Origin of the sequence: Bacillus sp. AFS029637 (assembly GCF_002584985.1) — a bacterium.
Classification (GTDB): Bacteria; Bacillota; Bacilli; order Bacillales; family Bacillaceae_G; genus Bacillus_A.
This window is the reverse complement of record NZ_NUPZ01000024.1, coordinates 78,806-102,424: the sequence shown is the minus strand read 5'-3', so window position 1 is coordinate 102,424 and position 23,619 is coordinate 78,806. Positions and strand designations below refer to the sequence as shown.

Genomic DNA, 23,619 nt, shown 5'->3' with positions numbered 1-23,619 from the left:
TTGCACGCACAAATCGTACAAACAGACGAACAACTAAGAGATGCATTCTCTGTACGTAAGCAAGTATTTGTGAACGAACAACGTGTTTCTGCTGAAGAAGAATATGATGAGTTTGAAGAAACTGCTACACACGTTGTTATATATGATCATGATGTTCCAGTTGGCGCTGGCCGCTTTCGCATCGTTGATGGAATAGGAAAGATGGAGCGCATTTGCGTACTAAGTTCTCATCGCAAAAAAGGCATTGGAAAAATTGTTATGGATGCACTTGAAATACATGCGAAGGAAAACTCACTACCAAAATTGAAACTTCATGCCCAAACACATGCTGAAGATTTCTATACAAAACTTGGATACGTAACGACTTCTGATGTATTTATGGAAGCGAATATCCCGCACGTCGTAATGATAAAAGAATTGTAATTTGAAAACAGGAGGTAACCCCTCCTGTTTTTTACATTGCTATTTTCTTTTTCTTCCGCTAAAGTTAAATGTTGATGCTATAGTTTTGAAGGTGAATATATGACACAAGAAAAATTTTCACAAAAATCGTTAACACACGCTGACATTCCGCGAGCAACATATCATATTCCGAAAACATCTACTCATTTAATTATGGAAGAAGATGCAGACGCGGCGTATTTTCGTGCTCTCGAACAGCAGAACGTTTATTTAAACGAAAAACAATTAGAAGCAGTACGAACAACAGAAGGTCCTGTCCTTACATTAGCTGGTGCCGGAAGCGGGAAAACGTCCGTTTTAACAACTCGCGTCGGTTATTTAGTGAATGTAAAACAAGTTCATCCGCGAAATATTTTACTACTAACGTTTACACAAAAAGCAGCTGAAGAAATTCGAACGCGCGTAGCGAACTTACCTGGTATGAACCATGCTGCAAGCAGCTATGTTGTCGCTGGTACATTTCACTCTGTCTTTTTAAAATTGCTTCGTAGCCAAGGATATAATCAGCAAATTTTAGCAAATGAAAAACATAAACAAATTATGATAAAGAAAATTTTAAAAGAACTACGCTTGAAAGACGATTATGATGCAGAAACGATTCTCGCTATGATTTCACTTGAGAAAAACAAATTGAATCGTCCGAAAGATGTAAAAGCGAAGACACCAGTCGAGCAAGAATTTAAAGAAGTATATGAACGTTTTGAAGAGGTAAAACAACGATATAATTATATTGATTTCGATGATATCTTATTAGAAACATATTATATGCTAGAAAATAATGCGCCTTTGCTTACACAATTGCAACAACGGTTCCACTATATTGAAGTAGATGAGTTCCAAGATACATCGTATGCACAATATGAAATTGTAAAATTGTTAGCTACCCCAAGAAATAATTTATTTATCGCAGGGGATGATGACCAAGCTATTTATGGCTGGCGAGGAGCAAGTCACCAAATTATTTTATCTTTTCCAAAAGAATTTGATAACACTACGATTATTGCGCTTAATACGAATTATCGATCCAATCCATTTATCGTCGGACTTGGAAATGAGGTTATCAAACTAAATCAAGAACGTTTTGATAAAGAGCTATACTCTGTTCGTGAAGAAGGTGTACAACCATTTTACGCACGACCAGCTACGACTCTTGATGAAGCAAATCAAATTTTGCAGCTCATTCAAGAAAAAGTGGATAGCGGCGAACGTAACTTCAAAGATTTTTGTTTACTATATCGCACACACTCTGTAAGCCGTTCATTACTAGACCAGCTTACAATTCATAAAATCCCGTTTATTAAACACGGGGCGAGTCAATCATTTTACGAGCATTCTTTAATTAAGCCTGTATTAGATCATTTAAGACTGGTGATTGAACCGTTTCGACTAGAATCACTTTCAAATATATTACCAACGATGTATATCGGACGTGATGATTGCATTTCATTTATTGAACGTGAACAATGGAAATATGGTGAGGGACGTTTCCCTTCTCTTCTTCATTTCTTACTATTAAATCCGAGCTTGAAACCTTTTCAAGTGAAAAAGGTAAATGAGCGCATCGATTTTATTAAGTTTATAAAAGAATTAGAACCGAAAAAAGCATTAAAAGAAATTATTCATGGTAAAGGAAAATATTTAGAGTACTTACAAAGTAACGATCGTTCTTCCTTTACGATGCATAAAGATATACAAGAAGAAATGTTAGAAGAATTAATGGAGTCTGCCACTCGTTTCACCGATATTCCATCTTACTTACAATTTATTGATGAGGCGATTCAAGGTCAAAAAGAAATGGAAGCATTAAAAACAATGCCACAAAAAGATGCAGTTTCGCTTATGTCCATTCATAACGCAAAAGGTCTTGAATTTCCATGCGTCTTTTTACTTGGAGCGAGCGATGGGATTCTGCCCCATACTTCTTCTTTAAAAGATGCAAATGATCGCGTTACGGATACTTCTGAAGCTTTAGAAGAAGAACGCCGACTACTTTATGTTGCAATTACACGTGCAAAAGAAGAACTTTACATTTCCTCTCCGCAATTTTTCAGAGGAAAGAAATTAGATATATCTCGTTTTTTATATACAGTGCGAAAAGATTTACCTGAAAAGACATCCACTACATAAGGATGTCTTTTTCATATCACGTTATGTACATCCCCACTACATAAATTCCCTGTTTTTATCATATGAATTAACGTAATATCAACCATATCCCATTCATATTGTAATAGTGTATGTCAGAACTCACGATAAGGAGTGAACATAATGAGCTGCAATTGTAATGAAGATAACCAACATGATTTTGATTTTAATTGTGTATCGAATGTCGTTCGTTTTATACATGAATTACAAGAATGCGCAACCACAACGTGTGGATCTGGTTGTGAAATCCCATTTTTAGGAGCACATAATAGTGCTGCAGTAGCAAATACACGTCCTTTTATTTTATACAATAAAGCTGGAGAACCTTTTAAAGCATTTGCACCAGTAGGAGACCTTAAGCACTGTACTTCTTCGATTTTCCGTGTCGAGAGTATAGATGATGATGACTGCGCAGTATTACGTGTATTAACTGTAGTATATCATGATGGGACACCTGTAAAAGAAGGTGACGATCCAATTTGTACGTTTTTAAATGTGCCACATTCGAAGTTAAAATCGACTGCTGCTTGTCTTACTGTTGATTTAAGTTGCTTCTGTGCTATTCAATGCTTACGCGATGTTTCTATATAAAACTAAATACTAATTTAAGCATGGATTGGGTGGNNCCACCCAATCCATGCTTAAAAGGTATTATTATGTATTTTTCTTAAAGTTAGGAACTTGTCTAGGGCATAGAACATGTCCCTTTCATTAACTAAAAGTAGACACAGATAAAGGAGTGAGAAACATGTTCTCTTCTGATCGTGGAGTAACTAAAATTGATTGCAAACCGCAACCAGCTAGCACACTACCTGCCTTTGGTTTTGCGTTCAATGCATCTGCACCTCAGTTTGCTTCATTATTCAAACCACTACTATTACCTAGCGTAAGTCCAAACCCAAATATTACTGTTCCCATCATAAATGATACAGTGAGTGTTGGAGACGGTATTCGAATTCAACGAACTGGTATTTATCAAATCAGTTATACATTATCCATAAGTCTTAATAATTCTAATACAATACCAGAAGCTGGCCGTTTCTTCTTATCATTAGATACACCACAAAACATTATTCCTGGCTCAGGTACAGCGGTCCGGTCTAACGTTATTGGTACTGGCGAAGTAGATGTATCCAGTGGTGTTATTCTTATTAACTTAAACCTTGGTAACTTAATTCAAATTGTACCAGTTGAATTAAGTGGAACTGTAGACATCCGTGCTGCAGCATTAACAGTTACACAAATTGGTTAGTAAAAAGCGGTGTTTCTTCATTGAAATACCGCTTTTATATTTATAATAAAAAACACTCACAGTAACATGAGTGTTTCATTCTCCATATTGTTTTATTATGTTCTTCTTTTTCCCACAATTACATCCCTTTTTCTTCACAAATCCTTGTTGCTCTAATTGCTCTTGATATGCCTGTTGTTGTGCATGGTGCTGTTGCTGTATATTATACCATTGCTGCAGATCATATGAATTTTGCCTTGGATTATTGCTCACAGCAAACATCTCCTCTACTGTCAATTCTGTCTATTTACTATATGAACAACTCCTTATTTCCGTTCCCTCATTCGTTTAAACTCCGCTTTTTCTCGTATTATAAAAATATATTATTCTCCCATAAAATATCCTGTAATCGTTTCGATAATCGCTGCTGCACCCGCAATAGCTAATAATGCAAGTAACGGCTCCGCGACAATAGGGATCCACTTATATAAAACTAATAAAAAAGCACTAACCCATACACCTGTACACCAATAGCAGCTTAATAATTCGCCAATCCACTTTCTTAATCCTTTATCTTTCACCTTTGTAAAAGTTGCTACACTTCCATCTGGCTCTGTAATCTCTAATTCATCAATAAACGGTCTTCGTAAAAAGGCTGTGATTTTATCATAAACAATGAGACGAGTTAACCTAAAAGCTGCTAGTGCGAAAATAAAAAATAAAAGCCAACTTGTAAACAGCATGTTCCCACCTTCCCTTATCTTCTTTCGCCTATTTAAAAAAAAAGGTCTTGAGGTTGTGACCAAATCTCCCCGACTCCAATATCTTATTAATGTAAATACAAACAAGAAGATAAGGAGTGACATTAATGAGTTGTAACGAAAATAAACACCATGGCTCTTCTCATTGTGTAGTTGACGTTGTAAAATTCATCAATGAATTACAAGATTGCTCTACAACAACGTGTGGATCTGGTTGTGAAATCCCATTTTTAGGAGCACATAATAGTGCTGCAGTAGCAAATACACGTCCTTTTATTTTATACACAAAAGCTGGCGAACCTTTTAAAGCATTTGCACCAGTAGGAGACCTTAAACACTGTACTTCCTCGATTTTCCGCGTTGAAAGCGTAGATGATGATAGCTGCGCTGTACTACGTGTATTAACTGTGGTATATCATGATGGGACACCTGTAAAAGAAGGTGACGATCCAATCTGTACGTTTTTAAATGTGCCACATTCGAAATTAAAATCGACTGCTACTTGCCTTACTGTTGATTTAAGCTGTTTCTGTGCGATTCAGTGCTTACGCGACGTTTCTATCTAATAAGTGAAGTAAACTAAAAAACTATTGGGGTGGTAGAACATTTCTACCACCTTTACATATTTATAAACCAGCCATATCAATCGATTTGATATCTTCAATAGATAACTTAATATCTCGCATAGTATTTGGCGGCATAATGGATACAATACCATTACGGTACGATATAATCGAGCCGATATATGAGAGCGTCGCTGTTTTTATTCTGCATCTTATTTTCGGAATGTAATGAGGGCGATTTAATAAAAAATGAATTTTCTCCTCATTATTCATATCCTTAAATGATTTATTGTACGGAACCGTTCTCACTTGCTCTTCTTGTTCTTGTTCCTCTTCTTCTATTTTTTCTTCTACTTGCTGCTCTTCTTGTTGTTTTTGTTCTAGTATCTCTTCCACAGCACTACTTACAATATTTTCATTTCTATTATTTTGTTCTTTTCGATTCTCATTTTCAAAGTTTGTAAGAATAATTCTTTTTATTTTCGTCGTAGCAAGTTCTAAATTTACTTGCGTGATATATAACAACGGTTTTCCAACTGTTGAGCTTTTATTTTTATTTTTCACACTCGTCCCTCCCACTTCCATACGTAGCTGGATAAATCGTGTACTATTATAGTTATATTCATCAAGCGGCAAGAACTTTCGTAAAAATCTTTCTTTCTAAGAACAATAAAAAAGGGCAGCCTCAATGTTTAGAGACTACCCTTTAAAAATTATAATCAATATTTATCCTAAAATATGATATCCTGAATCAACGTGAATATTTTCTCCTGTTACACCGCGTGCTAAATCACTAAATAAGAATACTGCTGTATCGCCAACTTCTTCTGGAGTTGTTGTACGGCGAAGTGGTGCGCGCTCCTCGATTTCTCTTAAGATTGAGTTGAAATCGCCTACACCTTTCGCAGATAACGTACGAATTGGTCCTGCAGAAATAGCATTAACGCGAATACCATGTTGGCCTAAATCGTTTGCTAAATATTTTACGCTCGCTTCTAATGAAGCTTTCGCAACACCCATAACATTATAGTTTTTCACAACGCGCTCGCCGCCAAGGTATGTTAACGTTAAAATATTTCCGCCTTCTGTCATTACTTTCTTCGCTTCTCTTGCTACAGCTGTTAAAGAGAATGCACTAATATTTTGTGCAAGTAAAAATCCGTCGCGAGAAGTATCTACAAATTCACCTTTTAAATCGTCACGATTTGCAAAAGCAATACAGTGTGCAACACCGTGAATTGTCCCAACTTCTTGCTTAATCGTTTCAAAGCAAGCTGTAAGCTCCTCATCATTCGTTACATCACAAGGTAATACAAGTGATTCTTGTCCTTCTAATGTGTCTGCTAATTCACGAACATTTCTTTCTAAACGTTCTCCTGCATATGTGAATATTAATTTTGCGCCTGCATTATGCAAAGAGCGAGCAATTCCCCATGCAATACTTCTTTGGTTCGCAACGCCCATAACAACAAATGTTTTCCCTTGTAATAGTTCCATGATATATCCTCCCAGAAATACTTATACTTGTTATTAGTACCTGATACTTATAATTATAGTACCATAAAACCTCTTAAAGGCAAACAAAAAAGTCATTAACATAAAATTTGCTAATGACTTTTGTTTCTATAAAAAACCGTTCTAATCCTTCTTCCCAAGAAGGTATTTATAAAAAAGCGAAACCTATTACTCTTTATATTGTTTATCGAAAACTCTCCGAAAATATTTACGGTTATATTCAATTGCAGCATTATTCGGAACATAAGAAGCTGCTAATTCATTGTAATAATAAGCTTTCTCTTGATTTCCTAACTTGCTATAACAAATACACATTTGTAAATATGGTAACCATGTGTAGCTTGCTGGACTATGAAAAGGACTATCCTTTGCCATTGGTACTTCTGTTGCAAGTTTAAACCAAAATATCGCTTCATTATATTTTTCTTGTTCCATATATATATCCTATTCTTGTACAATTCTCTCCTCTTGGAATATCATAGCGAAAAGATTTCGTACAAGATTCAATTGCCTTTTCCCAATCCCCCAATTTTGCATAACAATCCCCTAACTTACCACATGCATAGATTTTCTCTTCATACCAACCTTCGTCTTGATTAAGAAATGTTTCATATAGTAAAACTGCATCCAAACATCAACCTATTGTATTTTCTTCAGCGCGAACAATCATACATAAACTAATTGTAGTCCTTTTCTTGTTCAACACCATCCCCCTCTTCCAAATCAATCATATGTTATACGTACAATAAACTTTCCATTTTTTAACTTGTTCAATAGTTCAAGATTTCTTTTCCATAATTCAAATGTCCGTGTCATTTTCTTCTAGTTTTTCACCTACTATATAATGAACGCTTTCTGGAGGTGAATCTATGTCAAATAATAATTATTCAGACGGATTAAATCCTGATAAATCTTTATCAGCTAGTACATTTGATCCTAACCTTGTAGGACCGACCGGAGATACTGGGCCGACTGGTGACACTGGACCGACCGGAGATACTGGGCCGACTGGAGACATTGGACCGACCGGAGACACTGGACCGACTGGTGACATTGGACCGACTGGTGACATTGGGCCCACTGGTGACATTGGGCCCAATGGAGGTACTGGACCGACTGGAGACACTGGGCCGACCGGAGACATTGGACCGACTGGCGACACTGGACCGACCGGAGACATTGGACCGACTGGGGCTACCGGACCGACCGGAGACACTGGACCGACTGGTGACACTGGACCGTCTGGATTAGGTCTTTCAGCAGGACTATATGCATTTAATTCTGCTACAAGTAGCCTTTCTCTCGGAGTGAATGATCCCGTACCATTTAATTTTCTCGGATTTCAGTTTGGTACAGCAATTTCTCAATTGGACGCTGATACTTTCATCATACATGAAGCTGGATTCTATAAAATTACGGTTATCGCATATACGGCAGCAGTAAGTGCATTAGGTAGCCTTGCAATTCAAGTAGGCGGTTCTAATGTACCAGGTGCAGGCACAAGCTTAATCTCGGTTGGAGCGCCTCTCGTTATCCAAGCCATTACACAAATTACAATAACCCCATCAATGGTTGAAGCTGTCGTTACAGGAACTGGATTATCTCTAGCTTTTGGTACAAGTGCATCCATTATTATTGAAAAAATCGTTTAACTGTTTACTTAGCAGTAAAACTGATATCAGTTTTACTGCTTTTTCAGTTAGGAATTCAATCATGCAACTTTCACTACCTACATAATCATATTGTTGTATGACATTTTGCAGTTGCTTATCCTGAAACTGATATTTACACCCTGTTGAATAAATACGACTTTTTACAAAATACTACAGACTATAGAACAGCTCTACTTAGCGCCTACCAATGGTGCAAAGGTTCTTTACAATATTATCGAAGTCTACCAGATCTCATTCCAGACGCACATGTACGTCTTTCTCATTGTTTGGATATAATTATTAAAGAGTTAGATGATTAAGCTATTCGATAAAATAAAAAATGTATGAACTATATACATGATTCGTATAGCTCATACATTTTTCTAAACTACAAAACCCATTCATATAAAAAGCAGTAGAAAGGAATACATACATTGAAAGATTCAAATTCTCAATATCAAATAGACTACGTATTACTACTCATTTTATTTGCCATTGGGACTGTTAGTTGTTTTGCTATTGCAAGCGCGCAAACCTCTTTACCACCATTTTTACAAAACGTAAATTTTGTACTAAAGCAAATTCAATGGTACTTCATTGGGTTTATAGCCATTGGTGTCATTATGATTATCGATTTCGATCGTTATCAAAAAATTGCCTGGTATTTATATAGCTTTGCAATGGTACTACTAATCGGGCTAGAACTTCAAGTCCCAGGTGCCGTTACAATTAAAGGGGCTACCGCTTGGTACAGACTTCCAGGCATCGGAAATTTCCAGCCGTCTGAAATTATGAAATTGTTTTTAATTATCGTCATTGGACGAATTATAGCGGATCATAATGAAAAATATTTTTTCCGAACAATACGCGAAGATTTTATATTACTCGGAAAAATATTTGCAACGAGTTTGCCACCACTACTCCTTATTGCGAAGGAACCTGATTTAGGAAATACGATGGTCATTTCAGCGATGCTCGCAGCAATGATACTAGTGTCTGGTATACGATGGCGTTTCATTTTTGGATTAACCTCTGTCAGTTGTGCTGCAGGTTCTGCCCTAACATATATTTATTTTGCTCATACGGAATTCTTCAAAGAACATATCTTAAAAGAATATCAATTAAACCGATTCTACGGCTGGTTAGCACCTTACGAATATGATTCGCAAGGCTATCAATTAAGACAAGCATTCTTAGCTGCTGGATCAGGAGAAATGCAAGGAAAAGGCTGGGAAAATGGACAAGTATATTTTCCAGAACCACATACAGATTTTATTTTCACGAATGTCGCTGAACAATTTGGTTTTTTAGGCGCAAGTGTCATTATTTCACTTTTTTTCTTACTCATTTTCCGAATGATTCATATCGCTTTAGAAAGTAATGACCCTTTCGGTAGTTACATTTGCGCTGGTACAATTGGCATGTTTACTTTTCAAGTATTCCAAAACATCGGAATGACAATCGGGTTACTCCCTATTACAGGGATCACATTACCTCTTATGAGCTACGGAGGAAGTTCGCTACTTACATACATGATTGCGATTGGATTCATTTTAAATGTTCGCTCAAGAACGAAAATCTTTATGTTTAAATAAGCCACACAAAAAACGGTATTTTTATCTCTATCCTTTTTTAGTTATACTAATGAAAAATAGGCTGGAGGTTTACATATGAAATATGACATTATAGGTGATATTCACGGCTGCTTCCAAGAGTTTCAAAATTTAACAACGAGATTAGGATATAACTGGAATAGCGGCCTGCCGGTTCACCCTGACAAACGTCAACTTGCATTTGTTGGTGATATTACAGACCGCGGTCCTCATTCATTACGTATGATTGAAATTGTATGGGAACTCGTCATAAATCAAAAAGAGGCTTATTACGCTCCTGGAAATCACTGCAATAAACTATACCGCTTCTTCCTTGGGCGTAATGTAACAATCGCTCACGGGCTCGAAACAACTGTTGCCGAATATGAAGCATTACCTTCTCATAAACAAAGTATTATAAAAGAAAAGTTCATCACTCTTTATGAACAATCGCCTCTCTACCACATACTAGATGAAAAAAGAGTAATCGTATGTCACGCCGGGATCCGGCAAGATTACATAGGAAGACAAGATAAAAAAGTACAAACGTTTGTATTATACGGGGATATTACAGGTGAAAAACACGATGATGGCTCACCTGTCCGTCGCGACTGGGCTAAGGAATATAAAGGGGACGCCTGGATTATATATGGACATACACCTGTAAAAGAACCTCGCTTTGTAAATCATACAGTCAATATCGATACTGGTGCTGTATTTGGTGGTAAGCTAACTGTACTACGTTATCCTGAAATGGAAACTGTTTCTGTCCCTTCTTCCCTGCCTTTTGTCGCTGAGAAATTCCGCCCAATCTCATAAAGCCTCTTACTTTGTATAGTACAATTCATCAATTACAGGGGATTACCGTATTTTTAGGCGTATTTCATATAAAAACTAAATAAAGTAATGAAAAAAAGATGCAATAAAGTGCATCTTTTTTTCATTACCCTACATATAATGTCGCAGGAGGTGACAGAATGAAGAAAAAATCTTCTAAACAAAAAAGAAAATTCCCGCCTTTATATCTGCCTATGTACGGAATTAACAACTGGTGCGGTATTCGAGCTGCAGCTTTAGAAGAACTGGAAGAACAAAAGTCATCAAAAAAAAGCAAAGCAAGAACAAAATATGTCTCTTTAGAAAATACTGTAATGAGCCGCATAATCGATAATAGAAAAACGAAGATGCAGCCAAAAGGCAAACCTCTCTCTACTCCTGATGAGCAGGTAATACATTCTGAGCAAACAGAGAAAAATAAAGAGGAAAATATCCCTGTAGTAATAAATAAAAAAGCGGAACTAGAAATTCCAGCTACTATTATAAATCAAGTAAAAAAGATAAAAGAAGCATTAGCTCCATCAAATGATGTACAAACAGAAAAAACTATCATAATTCAGACCCCTACACCTGAAAATACAAAAGTAAAAAAAGGAAGCCGGTATGCACATGCAGAGGGTCTTCACTCTCATGCAGAAGGGGCAGCTTCACATGCAGAAGGGCTTCTTACACACGCAAAAGGTCCTTTCTCTCATGCAGAAGGATCCAAAACAGAAGCAACTGGACATAGTTCGCATAGTGAAGGAAGTGAAACGACAGCAGGCGGCTCTTATTCTCATGCGGAAGGTAAACATACGATCGCTTTAGGCGAAGCAGCACATGCAGAAGGAACCGCAACTATCGCTAACGGATTCTCTTCTCATGCGGAAGGTATGCATACATCGACAGCTCAATTTGCAGGTAGCCATATTATGGGGCGCTTCGGCACGGCAGAAGAATCTTATTCTTGGTTCATTGCAAATGGAACAAACGACACTGACCATAATATAGGTGCAAAATGGCTTGCTCATAATGGAGAAATGTACATTGAGGGCGCTTCTTACAATGCAAGCGGAACAGATTTTGCACAAATGTTTGAAACAGAAGACAACAAGCCAATTGATGTCGGTTATTTCGTTACATTTAGTAACGAAGAAAAAATTCGGATCGCTACTTCAAACGATTCATTCCTGTTAGGCGTGTCTAGTGCCACGCCCGCTATCATCGGAAATAGTGGTGCTTTAAACTGGAAAAATCGCTATGAAACGGATAACTTCGGAAGACGACAATATACAAAGACGGCAACTCAAGACATACAACCCCTCTTAAATACAAACTTGGATCCAACTTGCAAATATATAGCAAGAAAGGATCGGGCCGAGTGGATTCCCGTCGGCTTAATTGGACAAATGTTAGTACGTGATGATGGAACGTGCGAAACTCATGGATATTGTCGCCCAAATGATGATGGCATTGCTACAAAATCCGAAAGTGGTTTTTTCGTTATAAAACGTACGGGTGATAATCAAATTTTAATATTATTCCGCTAAGAAAAAGGGAACAAAATTCTTCATTACATAAGAATTTTGTTCCCTTTTTAAACATGTCTTAATAGCTCTTTCATATCGAGTGGAATTGTCGTAGTAAACGACATTTCCTTTTCTAAAATAGGATGATAAAACGTCAAAGATGTACTGTGAAGTGCTTGTCGTTTCATCTCATCCCTTCTTCCTCCATATAAGTCATCACCAAGCAACGGATGTCCCATATGCGCCATATGTACACGAATTTGATGCGTTCTTCCTGTCTCCAGTTCAAGCGATACATGCGTCTTATGACAGGCGCTATCAATCACTTTAAAGTGAGTAACTGCCCTCTGTCCATCCTCACAAACGGTTCGCTCAATAATGCTATCCGATTTTCGCCCAATCGGTGCGTCAATCGTTCCTTCTCGTTCTAACATCTCTCCATGAACGACTGCTTCATACGTTCGTCTCACAGCTTTTTGCTGATGCTGTTTCGATAAAAGATGATGCACAAAACGATTTTTTGCAATAAGCATAAGCCCTGAAGTATCACGATCTAACCTTGTTACAATATGCACCGTACTTGCAAGATGCTGCTTATCGTAATGAGATAAAAGCGCATTGGCCACACTCCCTACCGGATGTTCTCTAGACGGAATCGTTGACATATTCGCTTCTTTATCGATGACAAGAACTGCATCATCTTCATATACAATGCTTAACGGGATGTCTTCTGCAATCATCCCTTCACTTCTTTCTTCCACTGGAAAAAAGACACGCAACTCTTCACCAGCTTTTAGCTGATAACGAACACTCGTATGTTGGCCATTTATTTCAATTGCTCCGCCACGAAACTTTATATCCGTTAAAGCGGCTTTAGAAATCTCTTTCGTTTTTAAAAACTCCCTAACTAAAGTTCCCTCTTCAGCCGGCCCTATATCCCATTTCAACGTAAATCTGTTCAAATATATAAACCCTTTCTATTTATCTGCAACAAACGAGTCACGAACTCGTTTCCAGAACGGGAACGGACGAAAACGAACAAACCGCACTTTCTCGTTTGCAACGCGATACTGAATTGATTTCACATCTTGATGAACCATCGTTAAATGATCCACCGTAATTTGTAAGTTCATTCCTGCAGCCGGTTTCAACACACATGTATGATGCTTCGGCAATACGAGTGGCGAGCCTACAGTACGAAACACACGGTTGTTAATAGATGCCATTTCTGCAATTTGAATCGCTTCAATAGAAGGGTGAATAATTGCCCCGCCAAGCGCTTTATTATAAGCGGTACTTCCTGAAGGAGTAGAGATACAAAGACCATCACCACGGAACGTTTCAAAATACTCTCCGCGTATTTCCACTTCTGTTACTAATGTACCTTCCGCACTTTTTACAGTCGCTTCATTCATCGCCAAATACTGTGACTCTTTACTACCATTCACATAGCGAATAATCACTTCTAAAAGTGGATATTCCACCACTTGGAATGGTGTTTTCGCAATTGCAATTACTAATTTCTCTACTTCTGTCGGTAACCAATCTGCATAGAAACCTAAATGCCCTGTATGTACGCCAACAAATGCTGTTTCATCTAATCGATCATAATAGCGATGAAACGCATATAAAAGCGTTCCATCTCCCCCAACAGAAATTACAATATCGGGTTCCTTTTCATCCATTATAAATCCAAAATCTAACAAATACTCTTTCATCGTACTTGCTAGTGTATCTGATGATTGATCTCCCTTTGACATAATTGTAAATTTCATCGCCCAACACCCTTTAGTTTATGATTCGGAATCTTTCGCTTCTTGCTTTCTTGAAAAAATCTTCTGCGCTTCTTGAATTTCAAGGCGAATAGAAGACATTTCTTCATCTAATAAAAACGCTGCTTCCGCTGCACGTTGTAAGCGTATTTTAATATCTTCAGGAAAACGCCCACTATATTTATAATTTAAAGAATGCTCAATTGTTGCCCAAAAGTTCATTGCTAACGTGCGTATTTGGATTTCTACCAATACCTTTTGTTCCCCCTGTATCGTTTGAACAGGGTAACTAATGACAACGTGATAAGAGCGATAACCGCTATCTTTTTTTTGCGTGACATAATCACGTTCTTCCACGATTTCAAAGTCATTTCGTTTTCGAAGATATTCTACAACAGGCTTAATCTCATCCACGAATTGACACATCATTCTAAGACCAGCAATATCCTGCATATCTTCTCTCAACCGATCTAACGGTACATTTCTTTTTTCCGCTTTATCGATAATACTCGCAACTGATTTCACTCGTCCAGTTACAAACTCAATTGGGGAATGCTCCGTCAACATCGTAAACTGTGTACGCATTCCTTTTAGTTTCACTTTCAGCTCTGCCACCGCTTGGTGGTAAGGTGCTAAAAATTCTTCCCAATTTCGATTCATTTCAACCACCACCAAAATCAATCCATTTGCTTATAGAAATACTTTTTCTACAGCAGTTACTAATTCTTCTCCGTAATTTGCATTACCTTCAATATTTTCAACTAAATATTCTACTTCTTCTTTTAATCCTTCTAATTCCATTTCAACATCATTCACGTGAATAAACATTGCTGCATCTTTATTCATCGCTTCATGCATTGCTTCCCAGCATGTATGCGGAATACTTACATAAATGAAAGATGATTCGTTTTCTAAGATATATAAAAATGATAAATTGTCTGAGTCTACAAGTACGTGATTACGCGTACTTAACTCCTTTACCTCTATTTCAGTATTTTCTGCACAAAAAATAAGAGCATTCTCTCTCTTTTCTACGCTCTTAACTTGGATTTTATTTTGCATGCTCTAACTCCTCCATCTCAACTTCCTGTCTTACTTAACAGTATTATTGTATCATAACATGGACGCAAACAAATAAAACATTGAACCAAATTTGCGAAAAAGCGATAATGTGTTAAGAATTATTTTTCAAAAGGAGCTCATACAATGACACAAGAAATTGAAATTGAATTTAAAAATATAGTTACAGAAGACGAATTCAGTACATTATGTCAATCATTTTCTATTAATGCCTTTACAAAACAAGTGAATCACTACTTTGAAACACCGAGCTTTTCATTAAAAGAAGCTGGCTCTGCACTTCGTATTCGTCATAAAGGGGAAACTTATACATTAACTTTGAAACAACCTGCAGAAGTTGGCTTGTTAGAAACGCATCAAGTCGTAACAGAAGACGAAGCAAGAATGATGATGGAAACAAATACAATCATTGAAGGGCCTGTAGTAGATCAACTACACAAATTACAAATTCCTGTTTCCGCTTTAACTTATATGGGTAGTTTAACAACAGAAAGGGCAGAAACGTTATTTGAAGGCGGAACGCTTGTCTTTGACCATAGTTTCTATTACAATCACGATGATTATGAAATTGAATTTGAAGTACAAGATGAAGAAACAGGAAAAGCTGCATTTATTCGTTTATTAACACAACATAACATACCAATCCGTCATACAAATAACAAAGTAAAACGCTTTTTCCTTGCCAAACAAAACAAAGCACGCTAAAGTGAAAATTCCACTAGTGAATACGTTCTACTAGTGAATCCATCTCACTAAAAAAGAAAAGAAAATGATCCATTTGCAACATGGAGAATACGCAACGAATGTTTGAGAGGCTGTTTATTTGCCCTCTCGAACATTCCATTGCTACAATAGATATACATTTCATGGAAAAAGGAGTTTATAAAGGATGAGCAAGCAACCGATGACACCATTTGAAGCAATTGGCGGTGAACAATGCATTGCAATATTAGTAGACACATTTTATTCCTATGTCAGTAAACACCCTGACTTATCTCCCATCTTCCCAGATGATTTAACAGAAACCGCTAGGAAGCAAAAACAATTTTTAACACAATATTTAGGTGGTCCTAATTTGTACACTGAAGAACATGGTCATCCTATGTTACGAGCACGCCATCTTCCGTTTGAGATTACTCCAAAACGAGCAGAGGCTTGGCTATCATGTATGGAGAGAGCAATGGATGATACAGGAGTGCACGGTCATATAAGAGAGTTTGTTTTTGAACGTTTAGCATTAACTGCTCAGCATATGGTTAATACTCCAGACGAAACAGGTGAAGTGTAATGGATAAGCAGGAAGCAAAGCATATAAATATGCCATCTCCTTCCGCATGTGAGCATAAGTCTGTAGAAGCATATTTATTTATTGATCCACTTTGTAAAGATTGCTGGGAAATTGAGCCCTTTATTATTAAACTATGGCTTGAATACGGGAAATACTTCTCTATTCGTCATATCGTAACAGGGAAAGTGGATGGAACGAACGCTTCCTCACACAAATGGAATAAACCTGCTAATATTCGATTTGTGTGGGAAAAGACAACAAGTTTACAAGGTTTTTCATGTGACGGAAAGGTACATATGCAAGAAGCATCATCAACACCATATTTAGTTTCGATGGCCATTAAGGCCGCGGAATTACAGGGTCGAAAAGCAGGTTCGAAGTTTTTGCGAAAGCTCCAAGAATACATTTTCCTTAAAAATGTATCAAACCCTGACTGCGAATTATTACTTGCATGTGCGAAAGATAGCGACATTGACGTAGAAGAATTTAAAAAAGACCTACATTCTGCTAGCGCAAAAAAAGCTTTCCAATGCGACTTGAAATTCACGAATGAGATGCATATTACAGAAATACCTTCCCTCGTCTTTTTTCATGCGAATTCAGATGAAGAAGGTATTAAAATTGCTGGAACTTATTCCTATGACGTATACGTACAATTATTGAAAGAGCTCGTAAAATGTGAAATTGAACCAGAACCGTTACCACCTTTAGAAGTATTATTAGAAGCAACACAATTTATCTCTTCAAAAGAAGTAGCATTTATATATGACTGCCCGCAACAAGAAATCGAGCGCGAACTAAAAAAATTGCAACTGAAACGAAAAGTACAAATGATTGAGGTAAAATGTGAACGGTATTGGAAATGGATAGCAAAAGAAAAAGACCTGGTGTAAACACCAGGTCTTTTTCTTTACGGCTTATAAAAATATTAAAGGGGATGGGAGAAATTTTCACGTTCAAACAAAGGGGTATATGTTTGTATGTGAATTCGTTCACGCTTATTATATTACAAGATTCGACGTCAGATGACAACCCCTTTTGTCGAATTTCACACTTTTGTCACATTCTAAACGTTTTCATTTTTGAATAAGCTATATAAAAGCTCTTTAGGAGGTGTTTCTCATTAAAAAATCCTATATTTTACTCATTTTTTTATGTGTTCTCGTTTCTTTTTTCTTGTATATTCTCTCTCTATTACAAGCTTTCCCTAAAATTATTGCCTTCCCTCTTTTATTTGGAGTCATCGTCATTGCTCTTTCCTCTTTCAATCATAGAAAACGATTTAAAAGGTTTTAACTTCAAAAATCAACTGTAAAAATGTCTTCTAATTTAGAAAAAGCAAGGGAACTTACCACTTTTTTCGACAAATATCGACAAATTACTTTTAACAAAAAAAGACGAGGATAACTCCCTCGTCTTTTCTATTACTTCTCTTCAAATAGTAATGCTTCTAATTCATTTAATTTTTCTTCGAATACTTGTAATGCTTCTTTTACCGGTTCTGGAGATGCCATATCTACCCCTGCTCTTTTCAACACTTCAATCGGATAATCAGAGCTTCCTGCCTTTAAGAATTCGTTAATGTAACGTTCTACCGCTGGCTGACCTTCTTCTAAAATTTGTTTCGATAAAGCTGTTGCCGCACTAAATCCTGTTGCGTATTGATATACGTAATAGTTGTAGTAGAAGTGCGGAATGCGAGACCACTCTAAGCCAATTTCTTCGTCGATTACTAAAGCGTCACCGAAATATTTCTTATTTAAATCGTAGTAGATTTCCGTTAACATGTCTGGCGTAACAGCATGTCCTTCTTGTACTTTCTTATGAATAATATGCTCAAACTCTGCGAACATCGTTTGACGGAATACAGTACCACGGAATCCTTCTAAGTAATGATTTAATAAATATAGACGCTCTTTCTTATCTTCTGTCGTTTTTAATAAATAATCATTTAGAAGCGCTTCATTACAAGTTGATGCTACCTCTGCAACGAAGATTGAATAATCCCCATATACGTGCGGCTGTGTCTTTCTTGTATAGTAACTATGCACCGAATGACCAAACTCATGAGCAAGTGTAAATAAATTATTCACATTATCATGCCAGTTCATTAAAATATACGGATTTGTCCCGTATGCACCAGATGAATATGCTCCGCTTCGTTTTCCTTTATTCTCATACACATCTACCCAACGATTTTCATATGCTTCTTTCAAAATTTCAACATACTCATCACCAAGTACGTTTAAAGATTTTACTAACAGGTCTTGTGCCTCTTCATATTTCACGTTCATTTTCACTTCTGGTACGAGCGGTGTGTATAAATCGTACATATGAAGCTCATCAAGTCCTAGTGCTCGCTTACGAATATCAATGTAACGATGTAATAAATGTAAGTTGTCATTTACTGTTTCAACGAGTTGATCGTATACTGCTTCCGGAATATTATTATTGCTTAATGCAGCTTGGCGAGCAGAATCATATTTACGAACACGTGCATTGAAATTATTACGTTTCACTGCTCCGCTTAACGTACTTGAGAATGTGTTCTTAAACTTCCCATACGTCTCATAAACAGCTTTAAATGCATCTTCGCGAACACGGCGATCATCACTTTCTAAAAACTGAATGTAACGGCCATGTGTAATTTCTATTTCTTCTCCATCTTCACCTTTAATAGATGGGAATTTTAAATCCGCATTATTCAACATACCAAATGTATTACTTGATGCGTTCATAACTTCAGACGCTTCTGCTAATAAAGCTTCTTCCGCTTCAGATAATACGTGCGGACGTTGACGTGTAATTTCTTCTAATGCATGTTCATATATACTTAAATCTCTATTTTCTTGTAAGAAAGTTTGTAGCGTAGCTTCTGAAATAGATAAAATTTCAGGTACGATATAAGCTGTGCTACTAGATACTTGTGAATATAAATTTGTTGCGCGATCATTTAACGCTTGATACACAGAGTTTGTTGTATCTTGATCGTAACGCATATGTGCATATGTATATAGCTTACCTAATCGCATTGAAATTTCATCTTCATATTGCAATGCCTCAAGCAAATTGTCTGCAGAGTCTCCAAGCTTCCCTTTAAATTCAGTTAACTTTGGCAATAGCTCTTTAATAGCTTGAAATTCCTTTTCCCATTCTGCATCTGTTTGGAAAATATCTTCTAATCGCCACGTATTTGCTTCTTCAATCTCATTACGATCTGGCAATGTTTTTGCTTTGTTTTGTTCAGACATTCTTTAAGCCCTCCTTTAAATATCTCTACTTAAGTACAATTCGTTTTTTCTTATGTAATTCCTTCACGATCACTCTTTATTATATCCCCTTTTCCTTTTCCCATGTTGAACTTTGTCTCAAATAGAGATAGTGCATACGTTAAGCAAATTTCATCATGTTTCCAAACTTCTTCCTCTGTTTGTAACATAACTACATCCCTTATTTTCTGGTACGTATAATTCCCTACTTTATGCAACACACCTACATAACATAAAAAGGTCATATATTCCGTAACTGCTACTTTCCATATGTGCTGCGAAAAATATGGTAGTAGACGTCTCTTCGTATACTTTTTCACATTATTATATACGTATTGAAGGGAAATACAGTCCCCTACCGCAAGCTCACCGATACACTTCATATATATGTAAGCTTGCCATATAAATGGATTTGTTTGAAACGCAAATGAGGAGGGAAGCGGAACACCAATTTCAGAAGGAAAGCTCGCTGGAGAGCATTTTAATTGATATAAATGGCGTAATAGTGACTTATAATTATAATTCCAAATTGGCAGAGCGTTTTGCCGGAAATAGTTCTTCCTTTTCTTCCATTCTTGCTCTATTTTTTCTTTTTGGAAAGGAACAGCAGAAAAGAGCATTTCAACAGTAGTCGTATCACTTGATAAATAAATAGTATGTGAGAAAGAGACATTTGTAGAAAACGGCGTGATAAATGCGCATTTCATAAATGATTTTTGTTTCGGACAGAAAAAAATAAGAAGTGGCTGAGGATAAGATTGTAAGGAGAAAGCCAAAAACGAGGAGAATTTCATCCAATATGCAGATTGCTTTTTTAATTGATTTCCACCAATAATCCAGATGACCTGTATACCAGCTTGCCAATACGAGTATGTTCGCTTCGAAAGCTGCTCTATGGAAAGATTCGCGCATTGATATTCAATCGCAACTTTTCTACCTGCTCTCTCCACGAAAATGTCTGGTCTTTGCTGAATTTCCGGAAGGTAATGTTCTATATTCACATGAAACTTTTGACGTTTCAACCATCTATATAGCACTTCTTTACCGTGCATATGATATATAGATTCTGCTTCATAAAAAGCAAGACATACATTCGCTTTCTTATGAGCAAAATGCCAACTTTTTTGTGTCCCTAATTTCATGCGCACTTCCTTTCCGCAAGCTACGCAAAAGAAGCGTTCCTTTTTGCGCATACGTTGTAAAAGCTCTTCATCACGATTATAAAGCAGATGAATTTTCTCTCCGTTTTCTCTTCTAGCGATAAACATGAGAATCACACCCTTTCTGCTCCTTATATTCTACAATTTGTTACAAATTCCTTTAAAAAAGAGATGTCCTAATTTCGGACATCTCTTTCTATAACAACGGTGATAATAGCCGATACGCCGATTCCACAATTCGTCTATGGAGACGTCTTTTATGAAAACGATCGACATGAATTTCACTTGATTCTTCTAGATCTTCTTTAAAGTCTTGAACGAGTTTTCGAATGCTGTCTGTATCATATAAAAAGGCATTTACTTCAAAATTCAAATGAAAACTTCTCATATCCATATTTGCTGTCCCAATCGAAGCCAAATCAGAATCGACGATGACAACTTTACTATGAAGAAAACCTTTTTCATATTCATATATCTTTGCTCCTGCATCTAAAAGCTCTGGGAAGTACGATCTTGATGCGTAAAAGACAGTGCGCTTATCAGGTTTACTCGGCATGAGTAAACGAACATCGATACCAGCAAGTGCCGCTACCTTTAGTGCTGATAAAATATCATCATCTGGAATGAAATACGGCGTTGCAATCCAAATGGATTTCCGAGCAGAAGCAATCATTGCAAAATACAAATGTTTAATCGTTTCCCATTTATTATCTGGTCCACCTGCAACGAGTTGTACTCCTCCCCAATTTCCCCCTTCTACTGCTTTTGCTTGTAAATATTCAGGTGCTAGTACGGCCTCACCAGTCATATAAAACCAATCTTGAAGGAAAATAAGTTGCAAACTTTGAACAGCTTCACCACGTAAATATAAATGCGTATCTCGCCAAAAGCCGAAATATTTATCCTTTCCTAAATATTCATCACCAATATTTAGTCCACCTACAAACCCTTCATTTCCATCAATAATAACGATTTTTCTGTGGTTTCGATAATTAATTTTATCGTTTAAAATCGGAAAACGCACAGGAAAGAACGGAATCATTTCTACACCTGCATCGTTTAATTCTTCGATATACGAATTTGATAATTTAAAACTTCCAACTGCGTCATATAAAAAACGAACGACAACGCCTTCTTTTGATTTTTGTATTAAAATATCTTTAATTTCTGTCCCTAGCTTATCATCACGTACAATGTAATATTCCATATGAATATGATGTTTTGCTCGTTTCAATCCGTCCAAAATAGCCTGAAACGTTTCATCTCCATTTGTTAATGTTCTCGTTTCAGTTTGGAATGAAATATTTAAAGCACCTAATCGATCTGCTAAACGAAATAACAACTCCTGATGCTTATGATCACGCAAAATCCGCTCTTCATAATCTTCATGTCCCTTATATTGTAAAAACGCCTGTTCATCGAGTAACGCCTTCTTTTGGAACATTCTTTTTCTCCGAAAGTTCTGTCCGAATAATAAATAAGCAAAGAAGCCAAATACCGGAAAAATACCTAGTACAATTAGCCATGTAAGTGTTTTAGATGGATGGCGATTTTCTAAAAAAATAACGCAGCCAATTAAAAATGCAGATACCGTAAATAAAATACTAATAATACCTAAAATCGAAACATCTTGTATCCCAATCACATCCGAATAAAATGCTACATCAATAAACATACGTAACGAAACAAATAATGCGAACAATAGTAGAATAAAGAAAATTAGCTTTAACGTATTTTTCATCTCTTACCTCCTAACTAAGAAAGCTTTCCTATTCTTCATATAAAAAGCCGATTTCATACTACAGAAATCGGCCTACGTTTTAGCAGGAAAATTATTGCGAATTGTTTCAAGCGCATGCTCTTTCACAATTTGTTTCCCATACTCACCTACACGATGAATTGTTAAAGTAGATTCTTCTCCATATTCTAAAATAACACTTAAAATACGATCAATTTCCTCTTCATCATGTAGCACTTCATCGAATTCCACATATACATAATAGCGGTCCTCAAATGAATACAGCTCATCTTTTATATCCTCAAAAATAAGACGGTGGCTTAATGAAATAACATCTTCAAAATCATTAAACTTAATTAAAAAGCCAAACGTACCATCTTCATTAAAGGTTGTTCCTATTTGTTCCTCTACCTCTTCCACTAATTCTTGCTGGAATAATGATTCGATTCCTTCATCAAGAGGAATGTCTATAATTTTGTCTACACCTATTGGTAGCTCCAGCTTTTGCCCATCCTTTGACAGTTCTGCTTTCGTTACAAGTACTTCAATCCCTTTATCGACTGCTTGCACTTGAATCCATAGCGGTCCATCAATAAAGAAATCGTCATGATCACGAGCTTCGTCCATCATCTCCCAAAAGAGCTCTTCACTTCGTTCGCGGTCATACCAAATTTCTTCACGGTTAAACCCTCTGTCCTCTATATCAACGTACGTAATAAAAAATTTCATCGTATGATCATTAATTCTTTCAATTTCCAAAATACAACTCTCCCTTCCTGCTTAGAATTGTTATGAAGGGATTCCCCACTCATATGACAAATCAATAGATTCTTGTACTCTCATTTTATGATAAGATTCTCCAGAATGGAAATAAAATCGATTTATTTTACAAAAATAGTTATATGCCTATCTTCATTTGATTGTCTACACGAATATATCATTATAGCGATTTCTTACTCACAAAAAATTTGGACATACATTTCCACATTCCCCCGTACACTGTAATAAGGTGAAACTTCTATTACCGAAGATTTTTTAGTCCCCAA

Annotated in this window: 24 protein-coding genes and 2 pseudogenes; 13 read left to right on the top strand and 13 right to left on the bottom strand. The window is 36.6% G+C overall.

Annotated features, from left to right (window positions below):
• The 4 genes from COE49_RS13860 to exsF all read left to right on the top strand — a co-directional run bounded on the left by COE49_RS13860 (nt 1) and on the right by exsF (nt 3,859).
• Nucleotides 1-423 carry a GNAT family N-acetyltransferase gene (locus COE49_RS13860; RefSeq protein ID WP_088231412.1) on the top strand — a complete coding sequence of 141 codons (423 nt, stop codon included), beginning with the start codon at nt 1-3 and terminating at the stop codon, nt 421-423.
• 99 nt (nt 424-522) lie between these two features.
• A complete protein-coding gene (locus COE49_RS13855; protein ID WP_088231413.1) occupies nt 523-2,589 on the top strand; it encodes an ATP-dependent helicase in 2,067 nt (688 codons plus the stop codon).
• Nucleotides 2,590-2,730: 141 nt separating this feature from the next.
• Nucleotides 2,731-3,198 carry a CotY/CotZ family spore coat protein gene (locus COE49_RS13850; RefSeq protein ID WP_098252435.1) on the top strand — a complete coding sequence of 156 codons (468 nt, stop codon included), beginning with the start codon at nt 2,731-2,733 and terminating at the stop codon, nt 3,196-3,198.
• Between the two features lie 157 nt (nt 3,199-3,355).
• A complete protein-coding gene (gene exsF, locus COE49_RS13845; RefSeq protein ID WP_088231415.1) occupies nt 3,356-3,859 on the top strand; it encodes an exosporium protein ExsF in 504 nt (167 codons plus the stop codon).
• A 75-nt stretch (nt 3,860-3,934) separates the two neighbouring features.
• Here the strand turns inward: exsF and COE49_RS13840 are convergent, their stop codons facing one another.
• Nucleotides 3,935-4,120: a cytochrome C oxidase subunit III gene (locus COE49_RS13840; RefSeq protein WP_088231504.1), complete on the bottom strand. Its 186-nt coding sequence runs from the start codon at nt 4,118-4,120 to the stop codon at nt 3,935-3,937.
• A gap of 101 nt (nt 4,121-4,221) precedes the next feature.
• A complete protein-coding gene (locus COE49_RS13835) occupies nt 4,222-4,581 on the bottom strand; it encodes a DUF1360 domain-containing protein (protein WP_098357337.1) in 360 nt (119 codons plus the stop codon).
• A gap of 125 nt (nt 4,582-4,706) precedes the next feature.
• Here COE49_RS13835 and COE49_RS13830 point away from each other — a divergent pair, with 125 nt between their 5' ends.
• A complete protein-coding gene (locus COE49_RS13830; RefSeq protein WP_088231417.1) occupies nt 4,707-5,165 on the top strand; it encodes a CotY/CotZ family spore coat protein in 459 nt (152 codons plus the stop codon).
• Nucleotides 5,166-5,225: 60 nt separating this feature from the next.
• Here COE49_RS13830 and COE49_RS13825 read toward each other — a convergent pair whose 3' ends face one another.
• The 3 genes and pseudogenes from COE49_RS13825 to COE49_RS13815 all read right to left on the bottom strand — a co-directional run.
• On the bottom strand, nt 5,226-5,747 hold the full coding sequence (locus COE49_RS13825; RefSeq protein ID WP_088231505.1) for a CotO family spore coat protein: 522 nt from the start codon (nt 5,745-5,747) through the stop codon (nt 5,226-5,228).
• Nucleotides 5,748-5,888: 141 nt separating this feature from the next.
• Nucleotides 5,889-6,659: an enoyl-ACP reductase FabI gene (gene fabI, locus COE49_RS13820; protein ID WP_000421885.1), complete on the bottom strand. Its 771-nt coding sequence runs from the start codon at nt 6,657-6,659 to the stop codon at nt 5,889-5,891.
• 186 nt (nt 6,660-6,845) lie between these two features.
• A pseudogene (locus COE49_RS13815) lies at nt 6,846-7,305 on the bottom strand (tetratricopeptide repeat protein); the annotation flags it as partial.
• Between the two features lie 241 nt (nt 7,306-7,546).
• Between COE49_RS13815 and COE49_RS13810 the strand changes: the two are divergent.
• From COE49_RS13810 to COE49_RS13790, 5 genes and pseudogenes are all read left to right on the top strand, one after another.
• Complete coding sequence (locus COE49_RS13810) at nt 7,547-8,329, top strand: BclA C-terminal domain-containing protein (RefSeq protein WP_098945928.1); 783 nt, start codon at nt 7,547-7,549, stop codon at nt 8,327-8,329.
• A 152-nt stretch (nt 8,330-8,481) separates the two neighbouring features.
• Nucleotides 8,482-8,649, top strand: a pseudogene (locus COE49_RS13805) (glycosyltransferase family 2 protein); the annotation flags it as partial.
• A gap of 114 nt (nt 8,650-8,763) precedes the next feature.
• Entirely contained in the window at nt 8,764-9,924 is a 1,161-nt protein-coding gene (locus COE49_RS13800; protein WP_098945927.1) for an FtsW/RodA/SpoVE family cell cycle protein, read from the top strand.
• Between the two features lie 75 nt (nt 9,925-9,999).
• Nucleotides 10,000-10,740 carry a bis(5'-nucleosyl)-tetraphosphatase PrpE gene (gene prpE / locus COE49_RS13795; protein WP_088231419.1) on the top strand — a complete coding sequence of 247 codons (741 nt, stop codon included), beginning with the start codon at nt 10,000-10,002 and terminating at the stop codon, nt 10,738-10,740.
• Nucleotides 10,741-10,898: 158 nt separating this feature from the next.
• A complete protein-coding gene (locus tag COE49_RS13790) occupies nt 10,899-12,287 on the top strand; it encodes a peptidase G2 autoproteolytic cleavage domain-containing protein (protein ID WP_098357339.1) in 1,389 nt (462 codons plus the stop codon).
• A 47-nt stretch (nt 12,288-12,334) separates the two neighbouring features.
• Here the strand turns inward: COE49_RS13790 and COE49_RS13785 are convergent, their stop codons facing one another.
• Genes COE49_RS13785 through COE49_RS13770 form a run of 4 tightly spaced genes read right to left on the bottom strand, consistent with a single transcriptional unit; the run spans nt 12,335 to nt 15,100 of the window.
• A complete protein-coding gene (locus tag COE49_RS13785) occupies nt 12,335-13,228 on the bottom strand; it encodes an RluA family pseudouridine synthase (protein ID WP_098357340.1) in 894 nt (297 codons plus the stop codon).
• Nucleotides 13,229-13,243: 15 nt separating this feature from the next.
• On the bottom strand, nt 13,244-14,041 hold the full coding sequence (locus tag COE49_RS13780; RefSeq protein WP_088231422.1) for an NAD kinase: 798 nt from the start codon (nt 14,039-14,041) through the stop codon (nt 13,244-13,246).
• 18 nt (nt 14,042-14,059) lie between these two features.
• Complete coding sequence (gene yjbM, locus COE49_RS13775) at nt 14,060-14,698, bottom strand: GTP diphosphokinase (RefSeq protein ID WP_001081488.1); 639 nt, start codon at nt 14,696-14,698, stop codon at nt 14,060-14,062.
• A gap of 30 nt (nt 14,699-14,728) precedes the next feature.
• Nucleotides 14,729-15,100: a UPF0738 family protein gene (locus COE49_RS13770; protein WP_088231423.1), complete on the bottom strand. Its 372-nt coding sequence runs from the start codon at nt 15,098-15,100 to the stop codon at nt 14,729-14,731.
• 144 nt (nt 15,101-15,244) lie between these two features.
• Between COE49_RS13770 and COE49_RS13765 the strand changes: the two genes are divergently transcribed.
• The 3 genes from COE49_RS13765 to COE49_RS13755 all read left to right on the top strand — a co-directional run bounded on the left by COE49_RS13765 (nt 15,245) and on the right by COE49_RS13755 (nt 17,299).
• Entirely contained in the window at nt 15,245-15,823 is a 579-nt protein-coding gene (locus tag COE49_RS13765; protein ID WP_098252437.1) for a CYTH domain-containing protein, read from the top strand.
• A 184-nt stretch (nt 15,824-16,007) separates the two neighbouring features.
• The gene (locus COE49_RS13760; RefSeq protein WP_088231425.1) at nt 16,008-16,406 is read left to right on the top strand and encodes a globin domain-containing protein; all 399 of its coding nucleotides are present in this window, start codon (nt 16,008-16,010) and stop codon (nt 16,404-16,406) included.
• On the top strand, nt 16,406-17,299 hold the full coding sequence (locus COE49_RS13755) for a ClpXP adapter SpxH family protein (protein ID WP_098357341.1): 894 nt from the start codon (nt 16,406-16,408) through the stop codon (nt 17,297-17,299). Before COE49_RS13760 ends, COE49_RS13755 begins: the two co-directional genes overlap by 1 nt.
• Nucleotides 17,300-17,830: 531 nt before the next feature.
• Here the strand turns inward: COE49_RS13755 and pepF are convergent.
• From pepF to mecA, 4 genes are all read right to left on the bottom strand, one after another.
• A complete protein-coding gene (gene pepF / locus COE49_RS13745) occupies nt 17,831-19,657 on the bottom strand; it encodes an oligoendopeptidase F (protein WP_098357342.1) in 1,827 nt (608 codons plus the stop codon).
• A gap of 50 nt (nt 19,658-19,707) precedes the next feature.
• Nucleotides 19,708-20,952 (bottom strand): competence protein CoiA, encoded by a 1,245-nt coding sequence (locus tag COE49_RS13740; protein WP_098357343.1) that lies wholly within the window; start codon nt 20,950-20,952, stop codon nt 19,708-19,710.
• A 79-nt stretch (nt 20,953-21,031) separates the two neighbouring features.
• On the bottom strand, nt 21,032-22,576 hold the full coding sequence (locus COE49_RS13735) for a cardiolipin synthase (protein WP_088231429.1): 1,545 nt from the start codon (nt 22,574-22,576) through the stop codon (nt 21,032-21,034).
• A 72-nt stretch (nt 22,577-22,648) separates the two neighbouring features.
• Nucleotides 22,649-23,332: an adaptor protein MecA gene (gene mecA, locus COE49_RS13730; protein WP_088231430.1), complete on the bottom strand. Its 684-nt coding sequence runs from the start codon at nt 23,330-23,332 to the stop codon at nt 22,649-22,651.
• Nucleotides 23,333-23,619: the final 287 nt, after the last annotated feature.